The sequence below is a fragment of the Solirubrobacter ginsenosidimutans genome, from assembly GCF_027587205.1.
In genome coordinates this window covers 319794-346399 of the sequence record NZ_JAPDOD010000003.1, presented here as the reverse complement: position 1 = coordinate 346399, position 26606 = coordinate 319794, and the positions used below count along the sequence as shown (strand labels likewise).

Annotated in this window: 17 protein-coding genes; 9 read left to right on the top strand and 8 right to left on the bottom strand. The window is 70.5% G+C overall.

What is annotated here, in order from left to right; all coding sequences use genetic code 11:
• The first annotated feature begins 74 nt into the window (after window positions 1–74).
• Window positions 75–1493: a hypothetical protein gene (locus OM076_RS06280; RefSeq protein WP_270038632.1), complete on the top strand. Its 1419-nt coding sequence runs from the start codon at window positions 75–77 to the stop codon at window positions 1491–1493.
• Between the two features lie 77 nt (window positions 1494–1570).
• On the opposite strand, the gene OM076_RS06275 is transcribed toward OM076_RS06280, so the two are convergent.
• Window positions 1571–2086: a hypothetical protein gene (locus tag OM076_RS06275; RefSeq protein ID WP_270038631.1), complete on the bottom strand. Its 516-nt coding sequence runs from the start codon at window positions 2084–2086 to the stop codon at window positions 1571–1573.
• A 374-nt stretch (window positions 2087–2460) separates the two neighbouring features.
• Between OM076_RS06275 and OM076_RS06270 the strand changes: the two genes are divergently transcribed.
• Together OM076_RS06270 and OM076_RS06265 are read left to right on the top strand one after the other, a co-directional pair.
• Window positions 2461–4317, top strand: a complete 1857-nt coding sequence (locus OM076_RS06270) for a potassium transporter Kup (protein ID WP_270038630.1) — start codon at window positions 2461–2463, stop codon at window positions 4315–4317.
• Window positions 4318–4391: 74 nt separating this feature from the next.
• On the top strand, window positions 4392–5570 hold the full coding sequence (locus tag OM076_RS06265) for a BaiN/RdsA family NAD(P)/FAD-dependent oxidoreductase (protein WP_270038629.1): 1179 nt from the start codon (window positions 4392–4394) through the stop codon (window positions 5568–5570).
• A gap of 13 nt (window positions 5571–5583) precedes the next feature.
• Here the strand turns inward: OM076_RS06265 and OM076_RS06260 are convergent, their stop codons facing one another.
• Window positions 5584–6729, bottom strand: coding sequence for a sugar ABC transporter substrate-binding protein (locus OM076_RS06260; protein ID WP_270038628.1), 1146 nt, complete (start codon window positions 6727–6729; stop codon window positions 5584–5586).
• Window positions 6730–6834: 105 nt separating this feature from the next.
• On the opposite strand from OM076_RS06260, the gene OM076_RS06255 reads away from it, so the two are divergent.
• A complete protein-coding gene (locus tag OM076_RS06255; protein ID WP_270038627.1) occupies window positions 6835–9630 on the top strand; it encodes a PAS domain S-box protein in 2796 nt (931 codons plus the stop codon).
• A 10-nt stretch (window positions 9631–9640) separates the two neighbouring features.
• Here the strand turns inward: OM076_RS06255 and OM076_RS06250 are convergent, their stop codons facing one another.
• From OM076_RS06250 to OM076_RS06235, 4 genes are read right to left on the bottom strand one after another with little or no spacing between them, the layout of a single operon-like run.
• Complete coding sequence (locus OM076_RS06250) at window positions 9641–11665, bottom strand: aldo/keto reductase (protein WP_270038626.1); 2025 nt, start codon at window positions 11663–11665, stop codon at window positions 9641–9643.
• A 45-nt stretch (window positions 11666–11710) separates the two neighbouring features.
• Window positions 11711–12070, bottom strand: coding sequence for a response regulator (locus OM076_RS06245; RefSeq protein WP_270038625.1), 360 nt, complete (start codon window positions 12068–12070; stop codon window positions 11711–11713).
• Between the two features lie 54 nt (window positions 12071–12124).
• Window positions 12125–14689: a sensor histidine kinase gene (locus tag OM076_RS06240; RefSeq protein ID WP_270038624.1), complete on the bottom strand. Its 2565-nt coding sequence runs from the start codon at window positions 14687–14689 to the stop codon at window positions 12125–12127.
• Complete coding sequence (locus OM076_RS06235) at window positions 14686–15555, bottom strand: LacI family DNA-binding transcriptional regulator (protein ID WP_270038623.1); 870 nt, start codon at window positions 15553–15555, stop codon at window positions 14686–14688. Before OM076_RS06235 ends, OM076_RS06240 begins: the two co-directional genes overlap by 4 nt.
• Window positions 15556–15706: 151 nt before the next feature.
• Between OM076_RS06235 and OM076_RS06230 the strand changes: the two genes are divergently transcribed.
• From OM076_RS06230 to OM076_RS06210, 5 genes are all read left to right on the top strand, one after another.
• On the top strand, window positions 15707–17575 hold the full coding sequence (locus OM076_RS06230; protein WP_270038622.1) for a methyl-accepting chemotaxis protein: 1869 nt from the start codon (window positions 15707–15709) through the stop codon (window positions 17573–17575).
• Between the two features lie 132 nt (window positions 17576–17707).
• Window positions 17708–20626: a helix-turn-helix transcriptional regulator gene (locus OM076_RS06225; RefSeq protein WP_270038621.1), complete on the top strand. Its 2919-nt coding sequence runs from the start codon at window positions 17708–17710 to the stop codon at window positions 20624–20626.
• 92 nt (window positions 20627–20718) lie between these two features.
• On the top strand, window positions 20719–21288 hold the full coding sequence (locus OM076_RS06220; protein ID WP_270038620.1) for a hypothetical protein: 570 nt from the start codon (window positions 20719–20721) through the stop codon (window positions 21286–21288).
• Window positions 21285–22214: an NAD(P)-binding protein gene (locus tag OM076_RS06215; protein WP_270038619.1), complete on the top strand. Its 930-nt coding sequence runs from the start codon at window positions 21285–21287 to the stop codon at window positions 22212–22214. The genes OM076_RS06220 and OM076_RS06215 overlap by 4 nt, the downstream gene beginning before the upstream one ends.
• 240 nt (window positions 22215–22454) lie before the next feature.
• Window positions 22455–23288: a winged helix-turn-helix domain-containing protein gene (locus tag OM076_RS06210; RefSeq protein ID WP_270038618.1), complete on the top strand. Its 834-nt coding sequence runs from the start codon at window positions 22455–22457 to the stop codon at window positions 23286–23288.
• Between the two features lie 53 nt (window positions 23289–23341).
• Here OM076_RS06210 and OM076_RS06205 read toward each other — a convergent pair whose 3' ends face one another.
• Window positions 23342–25519, bottom strand: a complete 2178-nt coding sequence (locus OM076_RS06205; protein WP_270038617.1) for a PQQ-dependent sugar dehydrogenase — start codon at window positions 25517–25519, stop codon at window positions 23342–23344.
• Window positions 25516–26481 (bottom strand): sugar phosphate isomerase/epimerase family protein, encoded by a 966-nt coding sequence (locus tag OM076_RS06200; protein WP_270038616.1) that lies wholly within the window; start codon window positions 26479–26481, stop codon window positions 25516–25518. Before OM076_RS06200 ends, OM076_RS06205 begins: the two co-directional genes overlap by 4 nt.
• Between the last annotated feature and the right edge of the window lie 125 nt (window positions 26482–26606).

Below are 26606 nucleotides of genomic sequence, written 5' to 3'. Positions count from 1 at the left end.
TCGTACGTACATGAGGGTCCGGGTCAACGGGCTGAACACAACTCGCGGATGAATGCGCGCTTGAGTCGCGGCGGATGCGACGACTTCTCTCACTCCTCACGGCCGCGGTGCTCGTCAGCGCCGCGCCGGCGAATGCCCAGACGACCGATGCTTCGACGCTCGGCGTGATCGGCGACGTTCCGTACGGCGCGCAGCAGATCGCCGGGTTCCGGACCGACATCGCGGAGATCAACGCGGACCCGTTCGTGGACCGCGTGATCCACCTCGGCGACATCAAGGACGGCAGCTCGCGCTGCGACGACGACTACTTCGCCGCGCGCCTCGCCGACTTCCAGACGTTCGCGGACTCCTTCATCTACACGCCCGGCGACAACGAATGGACCGACTGCCACCGGGCCAACAACGGCGGCTACCTCCCCACGGAGCGGCTTGACACGATCCGGCGCGTCTTCTTCCCGGTGCACGGGCGCACGCTCGGCGCCGGCGCGGAGACCGTCACCTACCAGTCCGACGCGTTCCCCGAGAACATCCGCTGGACGCAGTCCGGCGTGACGTTTGCCGATCTGCACATCGTCGGCTCCGACGACGACCAGGCCACGTGGTACGGCGACCGCACCGAGAACGGTGTGCGCAAGCCCGAGACGGCCGAGGAACGCGCTCTGCGCACGCAGGAATACACCACGCGCGGTGCCGCGACGCTCGCATGGATCGACGCGACCTTCGACGCCGCCGAGCGCGACGGCTCCGCGGCGGTGGGACTCGGCCTGCAGGCCAACATGGGCAGCCAGAGCGCGTTCGCCCCGATCAACGCCAAGATCGCCGAGCGCGCGACCCGCTTCGGCAAGCCCGTGCTGCTGATGGAGGGCGACTCGCACCTCTTCCTCGTCGACCGGCCCGCCGGGATGCCCGCGAACGTCACCCGCTTCGTCGTCCAGGGCTCGACGAACACCCCGCGCCTGTGGCTGCGCCTGCACGTCGACGGCACCGCCTCCCAGCCGTTCTCCTGCGAGAACGTCGAATACCGCACCGGCAAGGTGAGCCCGTGCCCGGCGCCGCTGGCCCCGATCGCCACGGCGAAGGGCACCGTCGGAGCCACGGTCGGCGCCACCCTCGCGTTGACGCTGGGCGGATCGGCGACCTTCGGCGCGTTCGTTCCCGGCGTCGCGGCGGATTACACGACGACGACGACGGCCACGGTCACGAGCACGGCAGGCGACGCGACGCTGAGCGTCGCCGACCCGAGCTCCACCCACACGGGTCACCTGGTCAACGGCGAGTTCGTTCTGCCGCGGGCGCTGCAGGCGGCCGCCGGCGGCGCGCTTGCCGACGTCGGCGGCGTCGCGAGCCCGACCACGCTGCGCACGTACGCAGGCCCGGTCTCCAATGACGTGTCGACGCTCTCCTTCCGCCAGGCGATCGGCGCCGGCGACGCACTGCGCACCGGCACCTACGCCAAGACGCTGACGTTCACGGTCTCCACGACGACTCCATAGCCGACGAAGCCTGTCCGGCGCAGCCATCGTCATGGTGGCTGCGCCGGCGGTGAGCGGGTGCTACTCGGAGCGCCGTCTTAGGTCGTCGGCGTGGTCTGAGTCTTCGAGCGTTGCGCCCGCGACGCCTTCGCCTGGGGCTTGTCGGCGCCGCAGGGCCCAGCGTCCTCGTTGGCGTGCCTGTCCTCCACTCCGGCGAAGCCGCAGGCCTTCAGCGTGTCCTTGCCGGCGGCGGTCTGGGACTGCTGCAGGATCCACGGCTTGAGCTCGTCGAGCCTGGCGGGCGGAGTGAGCCCCTTGCCGGTCAGGCACGCGCGCAGTTCCTCCGGCCCCGGACCGCCGTCCTTGGCTCCGTGAGGGGGATTGGGGTCGCAGGCCTTGAACGCGTCGTCGAGGCCGGCGGTGTCGGGATGGGCGCCGACCCATTCCTTGATCGCCACGCCCTCGAGGTCGGCGGGGATCGGGATGTCGTGCGCGCGCAGGCAGGTCGCGAAGGTGGCGAGCTCGTCCGACGGCGAGCCGTTGTCGGCGACCGCGGGGATGGTGATCGTCGCGGCGACCGCGGTGGCGGCGATGATGGTGAGGAATCGCTTCATGGCCCCGACTCCACCGCGTGGCGTTGACGCGCCGCGGTACCAAAGATGAACATCCGTGGAAAACGCGTCCCCTGAGGGCGTCCGGGGCGGCGATGACTGGCCGCGAGTCCAGGAGGACTCACGCCGTATCGCGATCACGCTTTCGCGACAACGTGCGCCTCCCAGCTCGCGCGAACTTGCGAGACCAGCCCGCAAGCCCCTCACGGACACCAACCCGAACGTCTACGTCGCCGACGCCACCCCGTAACCACTCGCTCCCCGGGGAGCGACGACCGCCCGATCCCCACCCTGGCCCCCGGCGCCATGCGCACAACGGTGCGGTGGCGGCGACCGCTCCCGGCCGCCCCGCGGCGCCCGTCGGGTCCGCCCGGGGCATGCTGACGCTGGGAGCGTTGGGCGTGGTGTTCGGTGACATCGGGACCAGCCCGCTGTACACGATGCAGGCCGTATTCGCCAGCGGCAGGGTGTCCGCGAGCGCCGCGGATGTCTACGGCGTGGTGTCGCTGGTCGTGTGGACGCTGACCCTGGTCGTCTCGCTGAAGTACGTGACGTTCGTGATGCGGGCGGACAGCGACGGCGAGGGCGGCATGATGGCGTTGATCGCGCGTGTCCATGGCCTCGGCCTGACGGGTCGGTGGTCTCGGGCCGTCCTCGTCGCAGCCGGGCTGTTCGGCGTCTCGCTGTTCCTGGGCGACGGAATGATCACGCCGGCCATCTCGGTGCTCTCAGCGGTCGAGGGCGTCGAGATCGCCGCGCCGGGACTCAAGTCGGCGGTGATGCCGATCGCGCTCGTGATCCTCACGGCGTTGTTCGCCGTCCAGCGGTTCGGGACGTCGATGCTGGGGCGCTGCTTCGGGCCGGTGATGGCCACGTGGTTCTCGGTGCTCGGCCTCCTCGGGGCGCTCCAGCTGGCCGCACACCCGGCGATCCTGCGGGCGGTCTCGCCGACCTATGCCCTGGAGTTCCTCGCCCGCCGTCCGGGCATCGCGTTCATCGCGCTCGGCGCGGTGGTGCTGGCCGTGACCGGCGCGGAGGCGCTGTATGCCGACATGGGCCACTTCGGCCGCCCGGCGATCCGCCGCGCCTGGTTCTGGCTGGTCTTTCCCGCCTTGTCGCTGAACTACCTGGGCCAGGGGTCACTGATCCTGCAGACGCCGGGGGCGGTTGCGAGCCCGTTCTACCTGTTGGCGCCGCACTGGGGCCGAACACCGCTGGTGGTGCTGGCCACGGCGGCGACGGTCATCGCGTCACAAGCGCTGATCTCCGGCACGTTCTCGCTGGCGCGTGAGGCCTACCACCTCGGGTATCTGCCGCGCTTGTCGATCGTGCACACCTCAGACGATCAGATCGGCCAGGTCTACGTACCCGCGATCAACACGCTGCTGTTCGTAGCGGTGGTCGGCATCGTGCTCGGCTTCGGCTCCGCTCAGCACCTCGCTTCGGCCTACGGCCTCGCCGTGACCGGGACGTTCGTCATCACCAGCGTCCTGTTCCTCGTGATCGCACGGCGCTCCTTGGGCTGGACGGCGAGACGAACCGCCGCGGTCGCCGCGGTGCTCCTGACCGTCGACGTCACGCTCTTTGCCGCCAACCTTCACAAGCTCATCGCCGGCGGGTGGCTGCCGCTGTCGATCGGTCTCGGAGCGTTCGCGGTCATGACGACCTGGCACCGCGGCGTGGCGATCCTGAACGCCAATCGCGCCCGCGACACCGGCCCGCTGCAGGCGTACGTGGACGCCTTGGCGACGCTGCAGCCACCGTTGCTGCGCCTGCGAGGCACGGCGGTCTTCCTGAGCGCCGACAAGGCCGCCGCGCCGCTGGCGTTCCGCGAGCACGTCGAACACCTCCACGCCCTCCACGAGGTGGTCGTCATCCTCGCGGTCGTCACCGAGCAGCGCGCACACGTGCCCATCGCCGAGCGCATCGTCGTCGACAGTCTCGGTCGCCCCGACGATCACATCGTGCGCCTCACGGCCCGCTACGGATTCAAGGATCGCGTCGACGTCCCGGCGTGCCTGTGCGTCGCCGCCGGTCACGGACTGGTCGACGACGTGGCCAACCCGCTGTACTTCGTGTCGAGAACGAGCCTGAAGCGCACGCCGGCTCCGGGAATGCGCCAATGGCGCAAGCGCCTCTTCGTGCTCACGGCCAGGAACGCCGCTGACCCGGTGGAGTACTTCGCACTCCCCGACGATCGCGTCGTCATCCTGGGCGCCCGTACAAGCGTCTGAGACCCCGCAGGACGACAGCCTTACCCTGTGGGCCGGGATCTCCCCCGGAACTTCATTGTGCTCGAGGATGTGGAGTGCGCTCTACCGACGTTGTGATCATCGGCGCAGGTGCCGCCGGTCTGATGTGTGCCCTGACCGCCGCCGCACGCGGACGCCAGGTGCTGCTCGTCGACCACGCCAACAAGGCGGGCAAGAAGATCCTCATGTCCGGCGGCGGCCGCTGCAACTTCACCAACATGTGGACGGACCCGGCGAACTTCGCCTCGCAGAACCCGCACTTCTGTAAGTCGGCCCTGGCGCGGTACACCCCGTGGGACTTCATCGCCATGGTCGACGAGCACGGCGTGCCCTACCACGAGAAGAAGCTGGGCCAGCTGTTCTGCGACAACAAGTCCAAGGACATCCTCAAGATGCTCTTGGAAGAGTGCGAGCTGGCCGGCGTCGACCTGCGCCTGGACACCGCGGTGCGGCAGATCGAAAAGACCGAGGCCGGATACCTGCTGAGCACGGATATCGGGCACGTCGCCACGTTGGCACTGGTGATCGCCACCGGCGGCCTGTCCGTTCCGACGCTGGGCGCCACCGGCTTCGGCTACGAGATCGCTCGCCAGTTCGGCCACAACGTGCTCTCCACCCGCGCCGGCCTGGTGCCGTTCACCAGCTCCGGCCAGCTCAAGGAGTTGTGCACCGAGCTGTCCGGCACGTCGGTGGACTGCGTGGTCAGCTGCAACGGCGAGAGCTTCCGCGAGAACATCCTGTTCACCCACCGCGGCCTCAGCGGCCCGGCCATCCTGCAGATCTCCTCGTTCTGGCACCCCGGGGATGCCGTGGAAATCAACCTGCTGCCCGACCGCAACGCCCTGGAGTGGCTGCAAAGCCAGCAGGCCGCGCGCCCCAACAGCGAGCTGAAGACCCTGCTCGGCGAGGTGTTCACCAAGAAGATGGCGGCCCTTCTGGCCGAACACTGGTTCGTTTCAAAGCCGATGAAGCAGTACACCCCGGCGGAGCTGCGCAACATCGCCGACACGCTCGGCGCCTGGCAAGTGGTGCCGGCCGGCACCGAGGGCTACCGCACCGCCGAGGTCACCCTCGGCGGCGTCGACACCCGCGAAGTGTCGTCCAAGACCATGGAGTCGCTGAAAAGCCGGGGCCTGTACTTCATCGGCGAGGTGCTGGACGTCAGCGGCCACTTGGGCGGTTTCAACTTCCAGTGGGCGTGGGCGTCGGGCTACGCGGCGGCGCAGTTCGTGTGAGTTCGGCAGGCCATCAGTAGCGGATCGGTCCCGTCACATTGACCCAGATGTCGTTCCAGTCGCGGTCGCCCTTGGCCGCGATGACGGTGTCCAGGAACCGCTGCGCGTTGTCCTTCGTGAGCAGCGTGGTGCCGAAGTAGAACTCGCGGTGCTCGCGCGGTAGCGACGCCACGTCGAGCTCGCCGGACTTCGCGTGCCAGGCGATCGCCAGGCCGCGGCCGCCCTGCTCGACGGCGTCGATACCGGCGGTGCCCACCATGTCGCCGGCGAGCACCGCGCGCACGGCCTGCTCGACCCCGGCGATGCCGACCACGCCGACCTTGTCGACCCGTCCCTTGGCCTTGACCGCCTCGAGGGCGCCGAGGGCCATGCCGTCGTCCGCCGCCCAGATCCCTTTGAGGTCGGGATGGGAGGCGAGCATCGACTCGGCGACCCTCTGCGCCTTCGCCGGTTCCCAGTCGGCGTTGTCCTGCTGGACCACCTCGACTCCCGGGTGGTCGTCGAGCACCTGCTTGAGCCCGCGCAGCCGGCCCTTCGAGGACGTGTTGCCGAGCAGGCCGAGGATGGCGCCGATCTTGCCGTGCCCGTCCATCCACTGCACAAGGGCCTCGGCGACCTGTTTGCCCATCTCCACGTCGTCGGCCGACATGTGCGAGACCCAGTATTTGAAGTTCCAGGGATGCAGGTTGTCGGCCTTGTTCCAGCTCGTGACGAAGTAGCACCGCGAGCTCTCGCACAAGCGCGCGATCGACAGGGCGTCGCTGGCCTCGTTGGGATCGACGTTGAAGATGACGTTGCCCTTCCCGGCGCGGGCGATGAGCGCGCGCATGTCCCGCAGTTGCTTGGCGCTGTCGCCCTCGCTGAGCAAGGTCTGGATCCGGTCGGCGGCGTCGACGGATGCCGCGAAGTCCTCGCCGCCCTGCTTCCACAGAGCGTGATACGGGTTCGAGAGGCTGCGGATCGACGTGCCGAGCAACACCTCCGCCATGGGGTCGGCGCCGATCTCGACCGCCGGCTGCGCTTCGCCGCCACATGCGGCGAGCACGGTCGGCATCGCCCCAGCCAGGCCAATGCCAAGTGCGCCGTGACCCAGGCGCTGCAGGAAGCCCCGGCGGTCGAGGCTGCACGACGAATCTCTCGGGCCGCCGATCTCACTCATCGCACTCCCTCTATGAACGCATCGCTGTCCGCCGGCGTCAAGTGCACGCCTTGCCGCCGGCTTTGCGACGGAGGAGAATCCAGCCGCATCAAGTCAGGTCTGGCCATGCAGCCGCGACACATCGCACGAGTAGCGCTGTTCCTCGCGCTGACCGTCGTGGGTTCCATCATCGCCCGCGTGCTCGCCGAGCGCGACGTGCGACGCGACTCCGACCGTCGCGCCGAGGTCGCCGCTGTGCAGATCCATGGCCGCATCGCCCAGGCCGCAGCCCTTACCGAGAGTCTGCGCCGGTTCATGCTGGATGCGAGGAGTACCGGCGTCACGAGCGACCAATTCGCGAGAAACGCACTGCGGTGGCTGGGCTCGGCGCGTCTCCCCGCCGCCGCGTGGGTCGAGCGGGTCCCCGATACGGAGCGTGCGGCGTACGAGCGACGGATCGGGCAGTCCATCGTGACGGCCGACGTGCGCTACGGCGTGGTGCCCGTCGGGTCGCGCTCCTCCTATCTGCCGGCGACGCTGGTCACGGGCTTTCCTCCGATGGCCCTGCCCGGGATCGATCTGAGCGGCGCGTCCGGGCTTGCCGCGGCACTCAGTCGGGCAACCCGCCTCAACGGCGTGGTCGCGACCCCGATGGCATCCTCGAGAACCGGCACCAGCGGGCTCTTTCTCGTCGCGCCGGCGCCCAATCTCGCCGGGAAGGTCCTCCGCCCGGGGTACGCCGTGACCTTCGTCTCGGCCTCCGGACTGCGTGCGGCAGCCACAGGCGTCCCGGCGGTGCAGGTCACGACCGCGGGCCAGGTCGAAGAGCACGGCGATACGTCCGCCAAGTCCTTTACGGCAGCAGGTCAGCGATTCACCGTCGTCGTGCCGCGGGAGGCGGTCCAGGGTGCTGCGGCGGTCCTGCCGTGGGTCATCCTCGCCGGCGGCCTGCTCGTCGTCGCCCTCGGCGGTGCGCTCGCGCTCAACGCGGCGCGACGAGCCAGAGCGCAGGAGGAGCTTGACCGGATCTTCACGATGTCACAGGATCTGATCGCGGTCGCCGACTTCGACGGACGGTTCACGCGTGTCAACCCGGCCGCCGAGGAGATTCTCGGCTACACGGAGGAAGAGCTCCTCGCGCGCCCGTACATCGACCTCGTCCATCCGGCCGATCGGGACAGCACCGCGACGGAAGCCGACACCATTGCTCAGGGCAAGCCGACGGCGTCGTTCGAGAACCGGTACGTCCGCAAGGACGGCTCGGTCAGGGTGCTCAACTGGACGACGACGCCAGATGTCGAGCAGCGCTTGATGTACACCGTCGCTCGCGACGTGACCGAGCGCCGCGAGGCCGAGGCAGAGGTCAAGCGACTCGCAGACGAGCAGGCGGCACTGCGCCGGGTGGCAACCCTCGTCGCACGCGAGGCGTCCCATGCCGAGCTCTTCACCGCGATCGCGGCGGAGTGCGCGCAGCTGTTCGGCACCGAGGACATCGGGATGGTGCGCTACGAGGGCGGCCGCCACCAGGTCGTGATGGCCAGCTCGGGGACGTTCAAGGTCGCCTTTCCGGCCGGCTCACGCCAGCCGCTGGGTGGCGACAATGCCGCCTCGCTCGTCTTCCGGACAGGGCGGTCGGCCCGGATCGACGACTACGCAAAGGCGACCGGCCCGATCGCGGACGCCATCCGCCCTGCCGGCCTCCGCTGTGCCGTGGCCGCGCCCATCATGGTGGAAGGCCGGCTCTGGGGGGCGATGATCACAGGGACGAGCGGGGAGGAGCCCTTGCCGTTGGAGACGGAATCCCGCATCGGCCAGTTCACCGAGCTGATGGCCACGGCGATCGCCAACGCCGAGGCCCGGGCCGAGGTGACGCGCTTGGTCGACGAGCAGGCGGCGCTGCGGCGCGTCGCCACGCTGGTCGCGCAGGGCGTCGCTCCGAACGCGGTCTTCGACGCCGTGACCGGGGAGGTCGCGGGGCTCTTGGGAGCCTCGGCGGTATCGCTGGCGCGGGATGACGGCGATCGGCTCACGGTCGTCGCTCAACACGGTGTCGCCCAGTCGACGCCGATGAGCACGGGACGAACCACGCGCCCGGTCGATCTCGCCGAGGCGAACGGCGACATCGCACGCCGAGCCGGCATGGAATCGGTGGTCGCGGCGCCCATCGTCGTGGACGGCCGTACGTGGGGCGCCCTGGTCGCGCTGTGGGCGGTTCGCGAGGCGGCACGCGACGACACCGAGGAGCGGCTGGCCAGGTTCGCCGAGCTGCTCGCCACCGCGATCGCCAACGCTGACAACCGCGACCAGCTCACCGCCTCGCGCGCCCGCGTGCTCACCGCGGGCGACGATGCACGCAGGCGCGTCGTGCGCGACCTGCACGACGGTGCCCAGCAGCGGCTCATCGAGACGGTGCTGACGCTGAAGCTCGCTCAGCAGGCGCTGCGCGAGACCCCGCGCGAGGCGGAGACGTACGTGGCGGACGCATTGAGCTCCGCGGAGCGCGCCACAGCCGAGCTGCGCGAACTGGCGCACGGGATCCTGCCCACGGTGCTGACCCGCGGCGGGCTGGACGCCGGCGTTCGCGCGTTCGTCTCGAGACTCGACCTCCCCGTCGATATCCACGTCTCGAGCGAGCGGCTGCCTCGGGAAATCGAGGCCAGCGCGTACTTCATCGTCGCCGAGGCGCTCACCAACGTGGTCAAGCACGCCCGCGCCAGCCACGCCGATGTCACGGTGTCCGTCGAGGGCGGGATGCTCCATGTCGCCGTTCGCGACGACGGCATCGGAGGCGCCGATCCAGGTGGTCACGGCCTGGTGGGGATCGCCGACCGAGTGACGGCGCTCGGGGGGCGGCTCGAGCTCGAGCGTCCGGCCGGCGGCGGCACGCTGCTCACAGCCGAGCTGCCACTGTCCACCGGATAGGACTCGATCGCTACTGCTTCAGGTCGAGCCAGGCCACGTGAGCTTCGGTCAGCTCGACCCCGAGCCCCTGCACCGAGGACCGGGTCTCAGCAATCGACCGCGGCCCGAAGAGCGGGAAGGTCGGGAAGGGCTGACTCAGGACGAAGGCCAGAGCGATCGCGGTGGCCGGCACCCCGAGCTCGGCCCCGAGCTTCTCCGCCCGGCGCAGTCGCTCGAAGTTTGCGTCGCTGTAGTAGCACCGGACCAGGTCCGGGTCGCTGCGGTCGTCCGGGTTGGCGGGGCGGGCGAAGAAGCCGCGGGCCTGCGACGACCATGGGAGCAGCGGAATCTGCGCCTCGGTCAGCCACTGCTTGGACGCCGCGTCGGTGACGTGCCGGCAGCCGGTCCACGGCACGTCGTACGCCTCGGCCAGGCCGAAGTGGTTGCTGAGCACGGCCAGCCCCTGTCTCCCGTTGGCCCGCGCGTAGGCGTTGGCCTCCTCGAAGCGCTCCCGGGTCCAGTTCGAGACGCCGATGACCTTGATCCGCCCGGCGCGATGCTGCTGATCGAGCACGTCGACGAACTCGCCGACCGGGATATCCGGGTTGTCCCGGTGCATCATGTAGATGTCGGCATACTCGGACTGCTGGCGTTCCAGCGATTCCATCAGCTGTGAGACCAGCGACTCGGGGTCGCAATGCGGCGTGTGGGCGCCCTTGACGATCACGACGACGTCCTCGCGAACGCCGCGGTTGGCCATCCATTGCCCGAACAGCCGTTCATATCGCCCGCCGCCGTAGACATAGCCGGTGTCGAACGCGTTCCCGCCCAGGCTGTAGAAGTGGTCGAAGATCGCCGAGGCGTGCGGCAGATCGGGCTGGTTGTCGCACCCCATCACCAGCCGGGACAGCTTCTTGTCCAGTCCGGCGATCGTGCCGTACAACATCGGTGGCGTCGCCGATCCAGGCTGGGACGTGTTGAACCTCAACGGCTCACCGGAAACCGTCGGAAGGTTCGCGTCGTCGGCCTCGAACGGATACACCAGGCCGATCTCAGCTCGCCACTTGTCCAGCGCGCGGGCATTGCCCAGGCTGTCGTCCAGACGCATCTCGTTCGGACCGGCCGCCGGGTTCTCGGCGCAGGCGCGGGCCAGGCCGTCGGCCTCAAGGGCGTACGGGAACGCACCGGGATAGCTCCGGACCTGCGGCTCCTGGCCGACCGAGGTGACGGTCACCTCCGGGTCGGAGGACAGCGTCCACGGGTCGGCGATGTGGATCATGCCCGCGCTGCCGTAGATGGTGACGGTGTTGGCGTCCTGCAGACGTACTCCGGCTCGAACTGAGGCCGTAACGCCGTCAGGGAACGTGAGCCGGCCGACGGTCCACTCGTCCACCCCGGTGGCGCCGATGACGCCGTCGGCGGAGACCTCGGTCGGCTCCACGAACGGCTTGCCCGCCGCTGCGCCCGCGATCGCGCGGGCGTAGGAGACCGGATAGCCGCCGACATCGAGGATGCCGCCGCCGGCGGTCTCAGGATCGAAGAGCCGCCCCTCGACGCTCCCGCTGTGGAACGCGAAGCTGGCATCGATGTGCACCAGGTCCCCGATCACGCGCTCGGCGACGAGTCTCAGCACGTCCCGTGTCTGCGGATGGAAGCGGTACATGTACGCCTCGACCAGGCAGCGACCCGCCTCGCGGGCGACGTCGACCATGGTCATCACCTGCCCGTGGTTGGGCGCCAACGGCTTCTCGCACAACACGTGCTTGCCCGCGCGCAGTGCACGGACGGTCAGGGCGGCGTGGGTCGTGTGCACGGTCGAGACGTAGACCGCATCGATGGCCGCGGAATCCAGAACGGCGTCATAGGTCCCGATCACCGCATCGGCACCCAGCCCGTACTCATTGGCGAAGGCGCGGGCGCGATCAGGATCCGAGCTGCCGACGCCTGCGAGCGTGCCGCTCTCGCTGTGCGGGAGCTGGGCGGCAAAGCGCCGGGCGATATTGCCCGGACCAAGCACGGCCCAGCGGACCGGACGGGTTACCGGCGAATCATCCATGCGGTCAGGCACCATGCGCAGCTCCTCGTGCGCGGCGCTCCGCCCTCAGCGGTCCTCGATCGCCTGGCGGAAGCCCGCACCGAGGAGCTCGAGCTTGGGGAAGAACCCGCTCGCTCCGGCGCTCTCCGCGACGGCGACGTTGGCAATGTCTGAGTCCGAGGACATCACGAGCACTCGGATCGGCCATTCCAGCGCGAGCAGCCGACGCGTCAGGTCGAATCCGTCCCCGTCGGGCAGGCCGATGTCGACGATCACAGTGTCAGGACGCACCTCATGCGCGCGGAGCATGGCCTCGCCGACGCCGCCTGCCTCGCCCACGACGTTGTGCCCCCAGGATTCGACGATCCTGATCGCTATGCGGCGGAACGAGGCGTCATCGTCAACCACGAGGACCGAGCAGCCCATACCCACATCATTCCAGCGTTGGCGGCATCCGGGCGCCATCCCCGAAATCGGCGCCTACATGAACGGCAGCGGAAGCGTGGCGATCAGGGCGGTTCCGCCGCCCCGCGGGCTCTTGAGCTCGAACCGCCCGCCCAGCGTCGTCACGCGGTCCTCGAGGCCGACGAGTCCGTGGCCGGACGCGTCGGCGCCGCCGATGCCGTCGTCGCGGACCTCGATCCGCAGAACGCCGCCCTCGGCCGCCACGCGGACCTCGGCACGGGACGCCCGCGCGTGCTTGGAGACGTTCGTGAGCGCCTCGACGACGATGAAGTACGCGCTCGCCTCGATCTCGGCGGGGTAGCGCGCAGCGGGCACATCGACGTCGACGGGGAGATCGAGCCGTGTCACCACCCCCGTGAGGCCCGCCTTCAGCCCGAAATTGGTCAGGACCCTGGGCAGGACGCCGTGCGCGAGCTCACGCAGCCCCTCGACCCCCTGCTGCAGCTGTTCGAGCGCATCCGCGACCAGCGAGTCCCGCTCGGGATCTGTGGAAGGCGCCCTGGCCCGGGCGAGCTCGAGCGTGAGGATGGCTTCGATGAGGCGCTGCTGCGCGCCGTCGTGCAGGTCGCGCACGACGCGGCGGCGGGCTTCGTCGGCGGCGATCAGCACGCGCGCCCGCGACGCGGTCAGCTGATCGTGGCTGTCGGCGTTGGCGATGGCGGTGTCGAGCAGCTCCGCGAACTGCGACAGCCGCGGCTCGGGATCGGCCTCCGGCGGCTGACCGCCGCGCCAATACGGGACGATCAGCCCCCAGGCCCTGCCGCCGATCGTGACGGGAGCTTCGACGGCGGCACGCGCACCCAGCAGCTCGGCGAAGCCGGGGACGCGGCCGATCCGGGAGCCGAGCGGCAGCTCGCCGGCCGCCGGGCCGTGGTGGGCCACCATCGTGATCTCATCGCCGTCCGCGTAGCGGCACAGCATCACCCCGTCGGCACCCAAGAGCGCCGCGGTCTCGGCCGTGACCGCATCGAAGACAGCGGCGGGTGCGGCGCCGTGGGCCACGAGCGTCGCCACTCGCCGCAGCGCCGCCTGCTCGTCCGCCAGCGTGCGAAGGTCATCGTGCATCTGCGCCTTTGAGATGGCGGTCGCGACCAGCTCGGTGAAGGCCGCCAACCGGCTCTCGACCTCGTGCGCCGAGGCGTCGGAGAGCACGAGCCGGCTGGTGAGGATGCCGGCGTGCGCGGGCCGCGCCTCGCGCGACGACCGCAGCGCGACGGCGATCATCCCCCACACGCGCCCGTCGACCATGATCGGCACGGCGACTTCGGCCGCGGCCGCGGAGGAGCGTTCGTTCTCGTCGCGCCGCGCCGGACGGCCGGTCTCGAAGACGGTCGCCGCGAGGCCGGGGCGGTCCAGCGACGCGCGGCTGCCCACCGGCAGGTCCGCGTCGTCGCGCGAGGCGACCACGATCGACGTCGTCCCGGATTCGAAGCGCACGACCCAGACGGCGGCCACGTCCAGGACACGCGCCACCTCATCGGCGACCGCCGAGAACAGCTCCGCGGGGCCGGCGCCCTCGGCGACCAGGGTCGCGACCCGCCGCAGCGCGGCCTGCTCCGCCGCCAGCCTGCGCGTGCGCCGGCGCGACTCCGCGTTGGCGATGGCGAGCCCGAGCAGGTCGGTGAAGTCCTGCAGCCGGTCCTCGGTGCCCGCGGGGAGGGGTCCGGTGCCGCGCATCGCCACGCAGCCGATGCCCCAGATCCGGCCGGCGGCCAGAATCGGCACACCGATGGCGGACCCGAGCCCCGACTCGCGTATCCCCACCGCCAACCGGCTCGACGGCTCGGAGTATTCGTCGATTCGCGTCGGCCGCCCCGTCTCATAGACCAGCGCGGACAGGTTCGGGCCGTCGTGCGGCCAGCGGCTGCCGACCGGGAAGCGCGGAGCGTCGACGGACGCGACCACGGTCATCGCGTCGCCCGCCTCGTAGCGACCGACGAACATCGCCGACGCCCCGAGCACACGCGTCGCCTCCGCCATGATCGCCGCCAGCAACTCGGCGGCCGGCAACTCCTCGGCCACCAGCGTCGCGATGCGGCTCAGCGAGGTCCGATGGTCGGCGAGCCTCGCCAGGCGATCCTGTGAGGCGGCGCCGGAGATCACGCCCGCGACGAGCTCGGTGAACGCGGCAAGGCGGTCCGGCGCCCGCACCGGCAGCAGCTCGCCCCCTTGCGGGCTGACCCCGATACCGCCCCAGATCCCGCCGTCGACGCGGATCGGGACGCCACACATTGAGAGCACGCCGAGCTCGCGTACCCGCCGCGCGATCGTGCTCTCGAGCCCGGAATGGTCGTCGACGCGCACCGGCCGCCCGATCTCGAGGATCGTCGCCGCCATGCTGGGTCCGTCCAGCGGCCAGCGGCTGCCCGCGGAGAACGGCGGGAAGTTCACCGAAGCGAGGACGGAGATCTCCGCGACCGGCTCATAGCGGAAGAGCCAGCCGCGTGGAAGCTCGAGCACGGTCGTGATCTCGCGCACCACCGCCCCGAACAGATCAGCGGCCGGCGCCTTCGCGGTCGCGAGCGCGGCGATCCGGCGGAGCGCGGCATGCTGGGCAGCCGGTAGGTCGCCGTTGGTCACCTTTCCGGCTCGCGTCGCGCCGGGGCCGGTCCGGTCGACTCGCGGACGATCAGGCGGGTCGGCAACTCGAGCTGCGGTCCCCTGGACTGCCGGCCACCCAGCTGGCGGACGATCAGGCCGACCCCCGCGCGGCCGATCTCCGCCATGGGCTGCCGGATGGTGGTCAGCGCGGGTGTGGTCGCGGCGGCCAACGGAAAATCGTCGAATCCGACGATCGAGACGTCCTCGGGAACGCGAAGCCCACGCTCGCGCGCCGCTCGCAGGGCGCCGCAGGCGATCGGATCGTTGCAGCCGAAGATGGCGGTCGGCGGGTCGGCGACGTCGAGCAACTGGGCCGCACCCGCCGCGCCGGGCCCGATCTCGAAATCCGCCTCGACCCACAGATCCGGGTCCAGCGTCAGCCCGGCGTCGGCCAGCGCCTCGCGGCAACCCGCGGCTCGTTCCACGGACGCCGCGTAGCCAGGCGGTCCGGAAATCACCCCGATCCGGCGGTGCCCGAGCGCCAGCAGATGCTCGATCGCGTGATACGCGCCCCGCCGATACGCGGCCGCCACCGAGGGAATCCGGTCGCCGACGGGCACCCGGGGATCGACGACCGCCAGCGGATACCCGTTCGGCACCGCGCGCTCGAGCTCTGCTCCCGATGCCTCCGGCAGGATCAGGATGGCGCCGTCGGTCGACGCAGCGAGCTCTTCGAGGAGCTCCAGCTCGCGGGCGTGCTCGTGCTGCGTCGAGGCGATCGAGAGCAGCAGCCCGTGCTCGTGGGCCGCATCGGTCACGCAGGCGAGCACGAGCCCGAAGTAGAGGTCGAAGGCAACCGGCACCAGCACCGCGACGACGCCGCTGCGTGAGGTCGGCGAGCCCATGCGTCGAGCTAGACCCGACCTCGAACCACGTGCGATACGACGCAGGGCACGCACAAAGATTATCCCTCTCATCAGGCGGCTCTAAAGAGCGGCCTTATCTGCCGATGACACGAGGAGCACCTGTCCGCACCCGCCTCACTCAAGGGACCCCATGCAGAGACTCCGTAATCTGCGACTGGCCGTTCGGCTCGGTATCGCCTTCGGCGCGCTCGCGCTGGGCCTGCTCGTCGTTTCCGTCGTCGCGTTCAAGTCAACCGACAACCTCGACGCGAAGGTTCATGCCCTCGCCGTCGATGTACCGCAGTACACGTCCGTCGTCGACGGCATCGCGGCGCGCATGCCGCAGGAGGGCCACCTGCTGGCCCAGCACCTCTACGTCTATGACGGCGATGTCGCCGCCCAGGACAAGGTCGCCAAGCAGTTCGCGGCGCTCGCCACGCAGGACAAGCAGGGCTTCGACGCCATGCTGGCGGCGCTGGGCAACGCGCAGGACCCGCAGACGCGGGCGGCGGCCGACGGGGTCAAGAAGCTGCGCGACGGGTACGTCGGGCTGCTGAACCTCTCGACCACGGCGATGGAGGCCTCCCGCAAGGAGACCGTCGCCAACGCCGAGGAGCGGACGACCTCGCGGACGCTCTACACCGAGCAGATCCTCAAGGCCGAGGCGCAGATCGGCGCCGGCGTGCAGGCCAGCTCCAAGGGCGCCGTCGCCTACGCCGCGGGCGAGGGGAAGAAGGCCTCCGACGCGATCTCCGCCACCAAGCGCTCGATCCTGATCGCCGCGATCCTGAGCGCGCTCGTCGCCCTCGTGCTGGCCATCATCGTCACGCGCTCGGTCACCCGCCCCGTGCACCAGCTGCAGCGGCGGCTGGAGTCGCTCAACACGGAGGATCTCGAGGCGCTGTCCGGCGGGCTCGAGGCTTGCGCCGATGGCGATCTGACGAAGACCGTGAGCACCAGCACGGCGCCCGTCGAGGTCTCCTCCGAGGATGAGCTCGGCCGCCTCAGCCACACCTTCAACGCGATGCTCTCCAACGCGGGCCGGTCGGTCGAGTCCTACAACGCCATGCGCCTCAAGCTCGGCGAGACGATCGGCCAGGTGTCGATCTCCGCGGGCACGGTGTCCGCCGCTTCGCAGCAGATGGCGCAGACGTCCGACGAGACGACGCGCGCGATCGAGGAGATCGCGTCCGCGGTCGGCGAGGTCGCGCAGGGTGCCGAGACGCAGGTTCGGGTCGTCGAGTCCGCTCGCCACTCGGCCGCCGAAGCCGCTCGCGCGGCCGGCGTCTCCGCCCAGACCGCCGAGGAGACGGCCAGGGCCGCGGATGAGGCGCTCGCCGTCGCCGGCCAGGGCGTCGAGGCCGCCAACTCGGCCACCGAGGCGATGCGTCAGGTCGCCGAGGCCTCCGGCGAGGTCTCCGCAGCGATTCAGGACCTGTCGGCCCGCTCGGAGAAGATCGGTGGCATCGTCGACACGATCACCGGTCTCGCCGAGCAGACCAACCTGCTGGCGCTCAACGCCGCCATCGAGGCCGCGCGCGCGGGCGAGCAGGGCAAGGGCTTCGCCGTCGTCGCCGAGGAAGTGCGCAAGCTCGCCGAGGGCTCGCAGGCCGCCGCCGCGGAGATCTCCGGCCTGATCGCGGAGATCCAGCGCGAGACCGGCCGGGCCGTCCAGGTCGTCGCCGACAGCGGCAAGCGCACGGACGAAGGCGTCAGCACCGTCGCCGAGGCCCGTGACGCGTTCCAGCGCATCGGGGCGTCGGTCGAGCACATGTCACAGCGCGTGGTGGAGATCGCCGCGTCGGTGCAGCAGATCTCGGCTGAGACCGAGCAGATGCAGGGTGACATCGTCCAGGTCGCCGACGTCGCGCAGTCCTCCTCGGCGTCCGCCGAGCAGGTGTCCGCCTCCACCGAGCAGACCAGCGCGTCGGCGCAGGAGATCTCGTCCTCCGCGCAGGAGCTCGCGACCACGGCCGAGGACCTGGAGCGCCTGGTCGGGCAGTTCAAGATCGCGGTCTGAGTGGATCAAGGGGCGGCCGCACGGCCGCCCCGCTCGGCACCGGCGTACCCGGGTTGGAGTAAATCGGGCAGGGGTGAACTTCCGTCAAGGGACGGGCGACGGAGCCTCCGCGGCGCGTATAGGGTTTCGCCGGTGGCCCAGCGGATCACGAGCCCGCGCCTGATCGGCCGCGAGTCCCAGCTCGAGCGCCTGCGCCTGCTCTGCGCCCGCGCCGTCGAGGGCACCTTCACCCTCGCCCTGGTCACAGGTGACGCGGGCATCGGCAAGTCCCGACTCGTGCGGGAGTTCGCGTCCTCCGACGTGGCGGCCGGCGCGCTGACCCTGCGCGGAAGCTGCTTTCCGATCGCCGGTGAGGAGGCGCCGTACGGGCCACTGGTCGCCGCGCTGCGCGACGTCCCCGCCAAGCGGCTCGAGGCCGCGGTGCGCGGGCTCCCGGATGCCTTGATCGCCGAGCTCGCGAGCCTGCTCCCGGCGCTCGGCCGCCAGGCGCCGGCCGGGCGCGACGGGTCACGCGGCGCGCAGGGCCGCCAGTACGAGTACCTGCTCGAGCTGCTCGCGCGACTGGCCGACGAGGCGCCGGTGGTCCTGATCATCGAGGACATCCAGTGGGCCGACCCCTCGACGCTGGACTTCCTGTCGTTCGTGGCGCGCAACGCGCGCCACGAACGGATCCTCCTCGTCGCGACCCACCGCCTGCACGACGGACGGGACCTGCAGGCGCTGGAGCGCTACGTCGACCAGCTCGAGCGCTGCCCGGCCGTCGAGACGATCGCGCTCGGCCCGCTCACGCTCGCGCAGGTCAGCGAGCAGATCGCGGCCATCCAGCTGCGCCCGGCGGACCCGGCCAGCACCCGCCGCATCACGGCACGCACGCAGGGCAACCCGTTCTACGTCGAGGAGCTGATCGCTCACGACGGCATGGCCGAGGCGCCGCTCCCGGCCAGCCACGCCGCCACGCTGCTCGAGCGCCTCAGCACCCTGAGCCCTGAGACCCAGCACGTCCTGCAGGTGCTCGCCGCGTTCGGCCGCGCGATCGAGCACGACCTGCTCGCCAAAGCCGTCGCGATCGAGGAACCAGCGCTGTCGAAGCTGTTGCGAACCGCCGTCGACGCGCACGTCATCGAAGCGGACGGCGTCACACTGACCTTCCGCCACGCCCTGACCCGCGAGGCGGTCTACGACGCGCTGCTCCCGGGCGAACGCCAGGGTCTGCACGCCGCGGTGGCCAAGGCGCTCTACGAACGTCCTGACCTGACCGACGCCGCCGAGCTGGCGGTCCAGTGGCGTGCCGCCGGCCAGCCCGCCGCGGCGCTCGCGGCGTCGCTCGAAGCCGCCCGCGCCGCTGCCGGCGTCTACGCCTACAGCGAGGCCGTCGAGCACTACACGGCCGCCGTCGCGCTCTGGAGCTCGGCCGACGCGACCGACCTCGACCACGCCGGCATGCTGCTCGACGCCGCCGACACGGCCTACCGGGCCGGCGCCGACGACCTGCCGATCCAGTGGTGCCAGCTCGGTCTGGCGGCGCTCGGCGAGGACCCGGACCCGCGCCGCGCGGCGACGTTCTTCGAGCGGCTCGGCCGCTACCAGGACCACCACCTCGACAAGTCGCTGTCCTACTACAACGAGGCGCTCCTGTGCCTCGACGAGACGCCGAGCGCCGAGCGCGCGCGCCTGCTCGGCGACGAGAGCCTCACGCTGACGCTGAGCGTCCGCTGGGACGAGGCGCGCGAACGCGCCGAGCGCGCGCTGGCGGTCGCGCAGCAGGCCGGCGCCGACGCCGAGGAGGGCTTCGCGCGCTCGGTCCTCGGGCTCGTGCTCGCGTACCTCGGCGAGTTCGATGCCGCCGAGGCGCAGCTCGAAGAGGCCCGGCGGATCGGCGAGGCGCTCGAGCGGCCCGAGGACGTCTCCCGGGCCTACGTGCACCTCGGCGAGGTCCTCCGCCTCCGCGGCGACCTGCCGGGCGCCCTGGCGGTCATGGCCGCCGGGCTGCGCGCGGCACGGCGACTCGGCGTCGAGGCGTCTTACGGCCGCTACTTCGCGCTCAACGCCGCCGAGGACGAATTCGAGCTCGGACACTGGGACGCGGCGCAGGACCGGATCGACCGGCTCGCCGGGGCGTCGCTGACCTGGAGCGAGACGCTGCTGCGGCTGACCGTCTCAGGCCAGCTCGCGGCGGGGCGCGGCGAGTTCGAACGCGCACGGGCCTGGCTCGACGAGGCCAGCGGGCATCTGCGCGAGTCGTCGGCGACGGAATGGACCGCGTACGTCGCGGCGTGCGTGATCGAGCTGTTACTCACGGCGGGCGAGCCCGAGCAGGCGCTCGCGACCGCCGCGGCCGAGCTGGCCCGGGTGAGCGGGCGTGAGGAGCAGCTCTACACGCCGGCCCTCGTCGCCGTGGCCGTCCGGGCGGCCGCGGACGTCGCGACCGCGGGAGGTGAAGCGTCGGTCGAGGCCCTGCACGACGCCGAGCGCCACACGAACTGGTTGTCGGCCTTCCTCGACGACGCCGCGCCGCCGACCGCCCGCGCGCAGCTGGCCGGGGCACGCGCGGAGTACGCCCGCGCCCGCGGTGCGTCGTCGGCCGAGCAGTGGGATCGCATCGCGTGCGAGTGGGACCGGCTGCAGCACCCGTACCGCGCCGCGTACGCTCGCGTCCGGGAGGCCGAGGCACGTCTCGAGGGCGACGGCGACCGCGATGCGGCGGCCCACGCGCTGTCGAAGGCGCTCACGGTCGCCGAGACCTTGGGCGCGACCCCGCTCGCGGAGTGGGCCAACGCCTTCGTCGCCCGCAAACGGCTGCGGCGCGCCGTCGTCCGCCGGTTCGAGTCCGCCGGCCCGGAGGAACGGCTGACGCGACGCGAGCGAGAGGTCCTCGAGCTCGTCGCGGAAGGACGGACGAATCGGCAGATCGGCGGCGCGCTGCACATCACCGAAGGGACCGCGGCGCTGCACGTCTCGCGGATCCTCGGCAAGCTCGACGTCAAGACGCGCGGTCAGGCGGCCGCGGTCGCTCGCCGGGCCGGGGTGGTCGACGGCTCCGACGACGGCTGAGCTGCGTCGCGACATATATATGCCGCCCACCCGCGACAGATATACATTTCCTGCGATGCCAGGCGTCCGCGGTTGGCTTAGCGTCGCCGGGTATGAGCCTGCCCGCCGCGATCGAGTGCGACGACGCCCTGATCGTCTTCGAAGGTCCGCGGCGGATCCGTCACCAGGGCGTCGCGAGCTTCGACCTCTGGCCTGATGCGCGGGAAGCGGAGGAGGTCCGGAACCGCATCGAGAGCGGGCGCCCGATCCTCGTGATCCTCAGCGGCCCGCAGGCGGAGGCGACGGTCCTGACCGAGCAGTTCGCCGGCGCGCCGCCCGCGTTCGCCGTGCTGGTCAACGCGATCGCGCGCGACCTGTCGCCGATCCCGGTCCCGGCGCTGGACTGGCTTCCGAACGACGTGCGCGAGCGCGGCCTGCGCTTCCTGCGGGCCAGCATGCTGCGCCTGCGCCGGACGCCGGCGCTCCTGTGTCCGGCACTCTGCCTCGACGAGCGCGACGCGGCATGCCCGCACGTGCGGTTCGCGCATCTGTCCCGAGTCGGCGGGCACACGGAGCGCGAGCTGTCACTGGTCGTGGCCTACGCGTTCGCGAACGTGACACCGCGGTACACGACTCATACGCGCACAGTACGCAATCAGCGCTCAGCCGAGGAAGAACGATGAGGATCGCGATCGTCGGAGCAGGACTGACCGGGCTCTCCGCCGCCCACCATCTGGGAGAGGATCCGCGCCACGCGACCTCCGTCTTCGAGACCCGCGCGCGGGTCGGCGGCGTGGTCGACTGCCTCTTCCGTCTCGGCGTCACGCTGCGCCGGAGCGCGCAGGTCGAGCGGCTCGCGGTCGACGAGAGTGGCACCGACCTCTGGATCAACGGGCTCGCCGAGCGCTTCGACCTGGCGCTCGTCGCGACCTCGCCGGCGCAGGCGCGAGCGCTGCTCGTCCGCTCCGGCATCGGACGACGACTCGGATCGATGGCACTCGGCAAGCGGGTGTACTTCGCCGAGCACGGCGCCGCCGACCCCGGCGAGGCCGCCCGCGCCGCGATCGCCCGGATCGCCGCCGACCACCCCACGGTGAGGACGCGACCGGTGCCCGCTCCGCCGCGCGGCGAGGGCGCGTGGCGTTCCCTGGCGCGACGCGCCGGCGGATTGACCGGCGCGCACGTCCACTACGTGGACCTCAGCGGCCACGCCTGGCCGCTTGGCGCTCCCGCGGTCTACATCGCCAACCAGCGCTGGATCCTCGACCTCGTGCCCCACCAGCTGATGATCCGAGGCCTCCGGACGCTGGAAGTGTCGGACGCGACCAACGCCGTGACCGGGCAACTGGAGGCCGGTGGCTCGGTGGCGTTCGTCGTCGAAGGCGCGACCGCCACTCCGCACGGATGCGGAGCGGCCCTCGCCGCGCTCGCGGTCAACGCCCCGATCGTGCCGCTCGCCGCGAAGGGCCGGCCCGAAAGGCGCCGGCGGGAGAGCGTGCGCGTCGTGATCGGCGAGCCGTTCTTTCCGGAGACGTCCTCGATCGACGAGCTCATGGACGACATGCGCATGGTCGTGCGGTATCTCGAACGGCTCGCGACATCGACATGAGGGCGACCACGCCGTCCCGCGTCGTGGGGCGCGATCGTCACACCGCACAAAGCTGCCTTACTTTTACCAGTCAGAACCTTGATATCTGAACACTTGTCGCAAAAGTCGTCGACTTTTGCTTGACAAGGCACCAAAGCCTACCTACAGTAGGTCGCGGTGCGAACGTTTTCCCACAGCGGGGCTCTGCCGGCGGCGGTCGACGCAGATGCGGAACCAGCCCCGAACGGGCTCTCGCCCCTGTTGCGCTCGCTGCAGGTTGCGGCGACGAAACTCGCTGGGCCGCTCTCTGTCAAGCAGATCGCGGAGGTCGCTGCCATCGAGGCCACGATGGCTGTCGCTGCGGGCGCCGCCTTGGTCGCTCTCGAGGCGGAGGACGGCAGCGGTCTGCAGCGCGTCCATGACATCGTTATTTCCAGCGAGGCACGCGAGCGGGTTTCGGCCCTCCGCGCTGGTGCCTCAGGGCTGATCGCCCGAGTGGCCGACACACAGGAACCGACGTTCCTACGCTCCGTCGCAGACGCGCTCTCGAATTCGCCCCGCGCGCCCGGCAGCTCAGACGCATTCGGGGGCGGAGCGCTCGCCGCACTCCCGCTGATCTATGCGGGCCGGAGGCTCGGGGTGATGATCCTTACCTGGTCGCGCGACCGCGGCTTCTCCGGGAACGACCGCACGTTTCTGACCGTGCTGGCCGGCCACTGCTCGCTGGCTCTCGCTCTCGCTTTCGGCCGGCGCGAAGCTCGCCTCGCCGACCCGTGGGTTCTGGGCGACATGGAGATCGACTCGGCAGGCAACCGGGTCCTCATCTCCGGACGCCCGGTTCACTTGACGCCGTCGGAGTTCCACCTGCTCGTGCTCCTCGCCGAAGACCCGGGGCGATGCCGGAGCCGCAACGAGATCCTGCGCCATCTGTGGCACACGGAGTACGTCGGCGACGAGCGAGCCTGCGACGCCCACCTCGCGAACCTGCGCAAGAAGATCGAGCGCGATCCGTCCCATCCCGAGCGGCTCCTGACGATCCGCGGCCGGGGCTACGCCTTGCGGGTGCCCGGCCTCACGGACGATCCGCGGCCTTAGCGCTTAGCGCGGCCGGGTGCCGCCCCGCGGCGACACCCGGATTGCGCTTCGTCCTATCCCTGGTTCGTAGGCGGAGCGGGAGGCGCGAGCCGCACCTCGGCGCTGCCCTGCTGCGGCGGCTCGCCGCCGCCCGGGTTGTCGGAGTACGTGGCGACGAACACCGCGCTGATGTTCGCTGCGCCGGCGTGGGCCTGGTCGATCGGGACCGAGATGTTGCCCTCGCATCCCGAGGTCGACGTCTGCGGATGCCCGTGCGACTCGTGGCCGAGGATGTAGGCGACGCTGACGCGCGCGCAGTCGACCGGCTGGTCGTCGGTCACGGTCACCGTGTAGTGCACGGTGTCGCCGAAGTTGAACGGCGGCGTGGTGCTCACGACGCTGAGCTGCACTCTCGGCGCCTGGTTGCCGACGGTCACGCGCACCTGCCAAGAGGCCGAGCGGCCGGTCTGATCCGTCACGCGGAGCGTGGCCTCATAGACGCCGCGCGCCGTGTAGGTGTACGTCGGGTTCGCGACGCGGGAGTCCACCGTTCCGTTGGAGTCGAAGTCCCACGTGTACGACAGCCGGTCCGCGTTGGCGTCCGACGTGCCGGCGCTCGAGAACTTGACCGTGAGCGGCGCTGCCGTTCCTGTGGCCGGGGTCGCCGAGCCACGCACGACCGGGGTGTACTGGCCGTTGCGCACGTAGTCGATGCGCGCCAACTGGGCCGCGGGCAGCTCCGCGAAGTAGCCCGTGCCGTACTCGAGCTCGTAGAGCGCGTTGTCCGGACCGAACTCCATGTCCATCGGGTTGTCCAGCACGACGTTGGGGGTCTGGCTCGCGGCACCGCCCAGCAGGTGGTGGATGTCCGCCAGCTGGTGGCCATTCGGGCGGTTGAGCTCGAAGACCTTCGCGTAGTCGCGCGTCCACTCGTAGAACAGCGGGTGCCCCGCGAACACGCGCGGCCACCGGAACGGCGAGATGATCTGCGAATCGAACTGCATCGCCGGGCCACCCATCGGCCCGATGCCGTTGCTGGCGGCGTTCTGGAAGAGCTCCGGGAACAGGTCCTGCCAGGTGTTGTACGAGTACCAGACGTCGGGCTGCGCGACCGGCGGGAGCTTCCGCAGGCCCGTGTTGTTGAGCGAGTCGTTGATCGGCCCGTTGCAGTTGAACTCCTCGCCGGACTGCTGGGCATCGGGCGTGAAATCGTGGTCGACGTAGGGCAGGCTCGGCGTGATGCAGAACGGCCAGCCGAAGTTGGCAGGCTCGCGGACGATCATCCAGCGGCCGATGCCCTCGGGGCCGCGCGCGGGATCCGCCACCTGCGCGTCGGGGGAGTAGTCGCCGACGTAGACGTCGCCGTTCTGCCGGTTGACGGAGAACCGGAACGGGTTGCGGAAGCCCATCGCGTAGATCTCGGGCCGCGTCTGCGCCTGGCCCGGCCGGAACAGGTTGCCCTGCGGGACGGTGTAGCCGCCGGTCTCCCCCACGCGAATGCGCAGGAGCTTGCCGCGGAGGTCGTTGGTGTTGCCGGCCGTGCGCCGCGAATCGAAGGCCGGGTTGCGGGTCGGGCGATCGTCGAGCGGCGCATAGCCCGCCGACTGGAACGGGTTGGTGTCATCGCCCGTCGACAGGAACAGGTTGCCGGCGCCGTCGAAGTCGATCTGGCCGCCGACGTGGCAGCAGATGCCGCGCGACATGTTCACGCGCAGGATCTCCTGCTCCGACGAGAACTCGAGCTTGTTGCTCTTGAACTGGAAGCGCGACAGCAGGCTGTAGCCGTTGAACTGCGTCAGCCGCTGCCGGTCGAAGTCCGTGTTGAGGTCCTCCGGGGCATCGCCCTCATTGATGCCGGTACCGAGCACGTCCGACGGCGTGTTGAGCTTCGGCGAGTAGTAGACGTAGACCCAGCGGTTGTCCTCGAACGCCGGGTCGATGGCGATGCCCTGGACGCCCTCCTCGTCGTGCTGATAGAGGCCCTGGGGGGCGTCCTTCATGTCGGTGACGATGTTGTTGGTCCCGTTACGCGGGTTGTGCAGGCGGATCTCCCCCGTGCGCGCGGCGTGCAGCACGCGCCCGTCCGGAAGCACCGCCAGGCTCATCGGCTCGCCGGGACGGTCGTTGAGGGTGACCTTCTGGAACTGCGACTGGTCACCGAACGGCGATTGCTGGGCACTCGCCGCTGACGGCAGCGCCACCGCGGCGGCAAGCGTGACGACGACCGCCGTCACGCGCGACATCGAGGTCATGTCGTCCTCCCGGCCCGCGCGGCGGACGCGGTGCCGCCGGCTTCCGTGGGCGTATATGGCTTGCGCCGGCGACTCCCCCGCAGGTCGCGGAGGTACTCGTAGCCGACGGCGGCCGTCCGCGCCGGGTCGACCTGGGTATCGCGCTCGACGAGGTAGTGGTGGTAGTGCTTGTTCTGGAGCTCGCGGAAGATCCGCGCGAAGTTGATGTTGCCCTCGCCCAGGTCGGCGAACTCCCCCGCAGCGGAGCGGTCCTTGACGTGGAACAGCGGCCACCGCGACTGGTCGTAGCGCGAGAGGTAGTCGAGCGGGTCGACGCCGGCCGTGACCGTCCAGTAGAGGTCCATCTCGAAGAAGACGAGGTCGGGATCCGTCCTGTCGAGGAGGATGTCGTAGAGCCGCGTCCCGCCGTCGCGGGCGAACTCGAAGTTGTGGTTGTGGTAGTAGAACCGCATCCCGCGGTCGGCGACCCGCTCCGCGTAGCGGTTGAACTCGCGCGCGAGCCCCTGATAGGTCGACCGCGTGGCGGGCGGGTTCGGGAAGATGCCGGGGACGCCGACGTACTGCATTCCCAGCGTCTCGGCCTCGTTGAGGACCGCGTCGAGCTCGTTGCGCCACCGGTCGATGCCGACGTGCGCCGCGAGCGCCCGGACGTTGGCACCCTCGAGGATGCCTCGCCAGGTCGCAGCCGTCTGGCCCTGCATGGTGAACAGCTCGACCTCGGGGTAGCCGATGCCACCCAGCAGATTGATCGTGTTCGGCACGCTGGCGGCCTGCATGTCGCGCAGTGAGTACAGCTGGATGCCGATGTTCTGCCGTGGCACCAGGTCCTCGGCGGGACGCCGGCGAAACTCCCGCGCCTCTTGGCCTCTCGCGGTGCCGGGAAGCGCCGCCGCGCCCGCGACCGCCACGGCACCGGCTCCCAAGCCGAGCGCCTGCCGCCGGCTCAAACCGTTCTCTCCCATGCGTCCTCCCTCGTCCTACTTCCGGGGTTACCGCACCCGGACTCCCGGCCACCGTACCGCCTCTCATGAGCTTCAAATGTGTAGATGTCTTCAAACTTCGCGTGCATCCGGGCAACCTGTGAAAC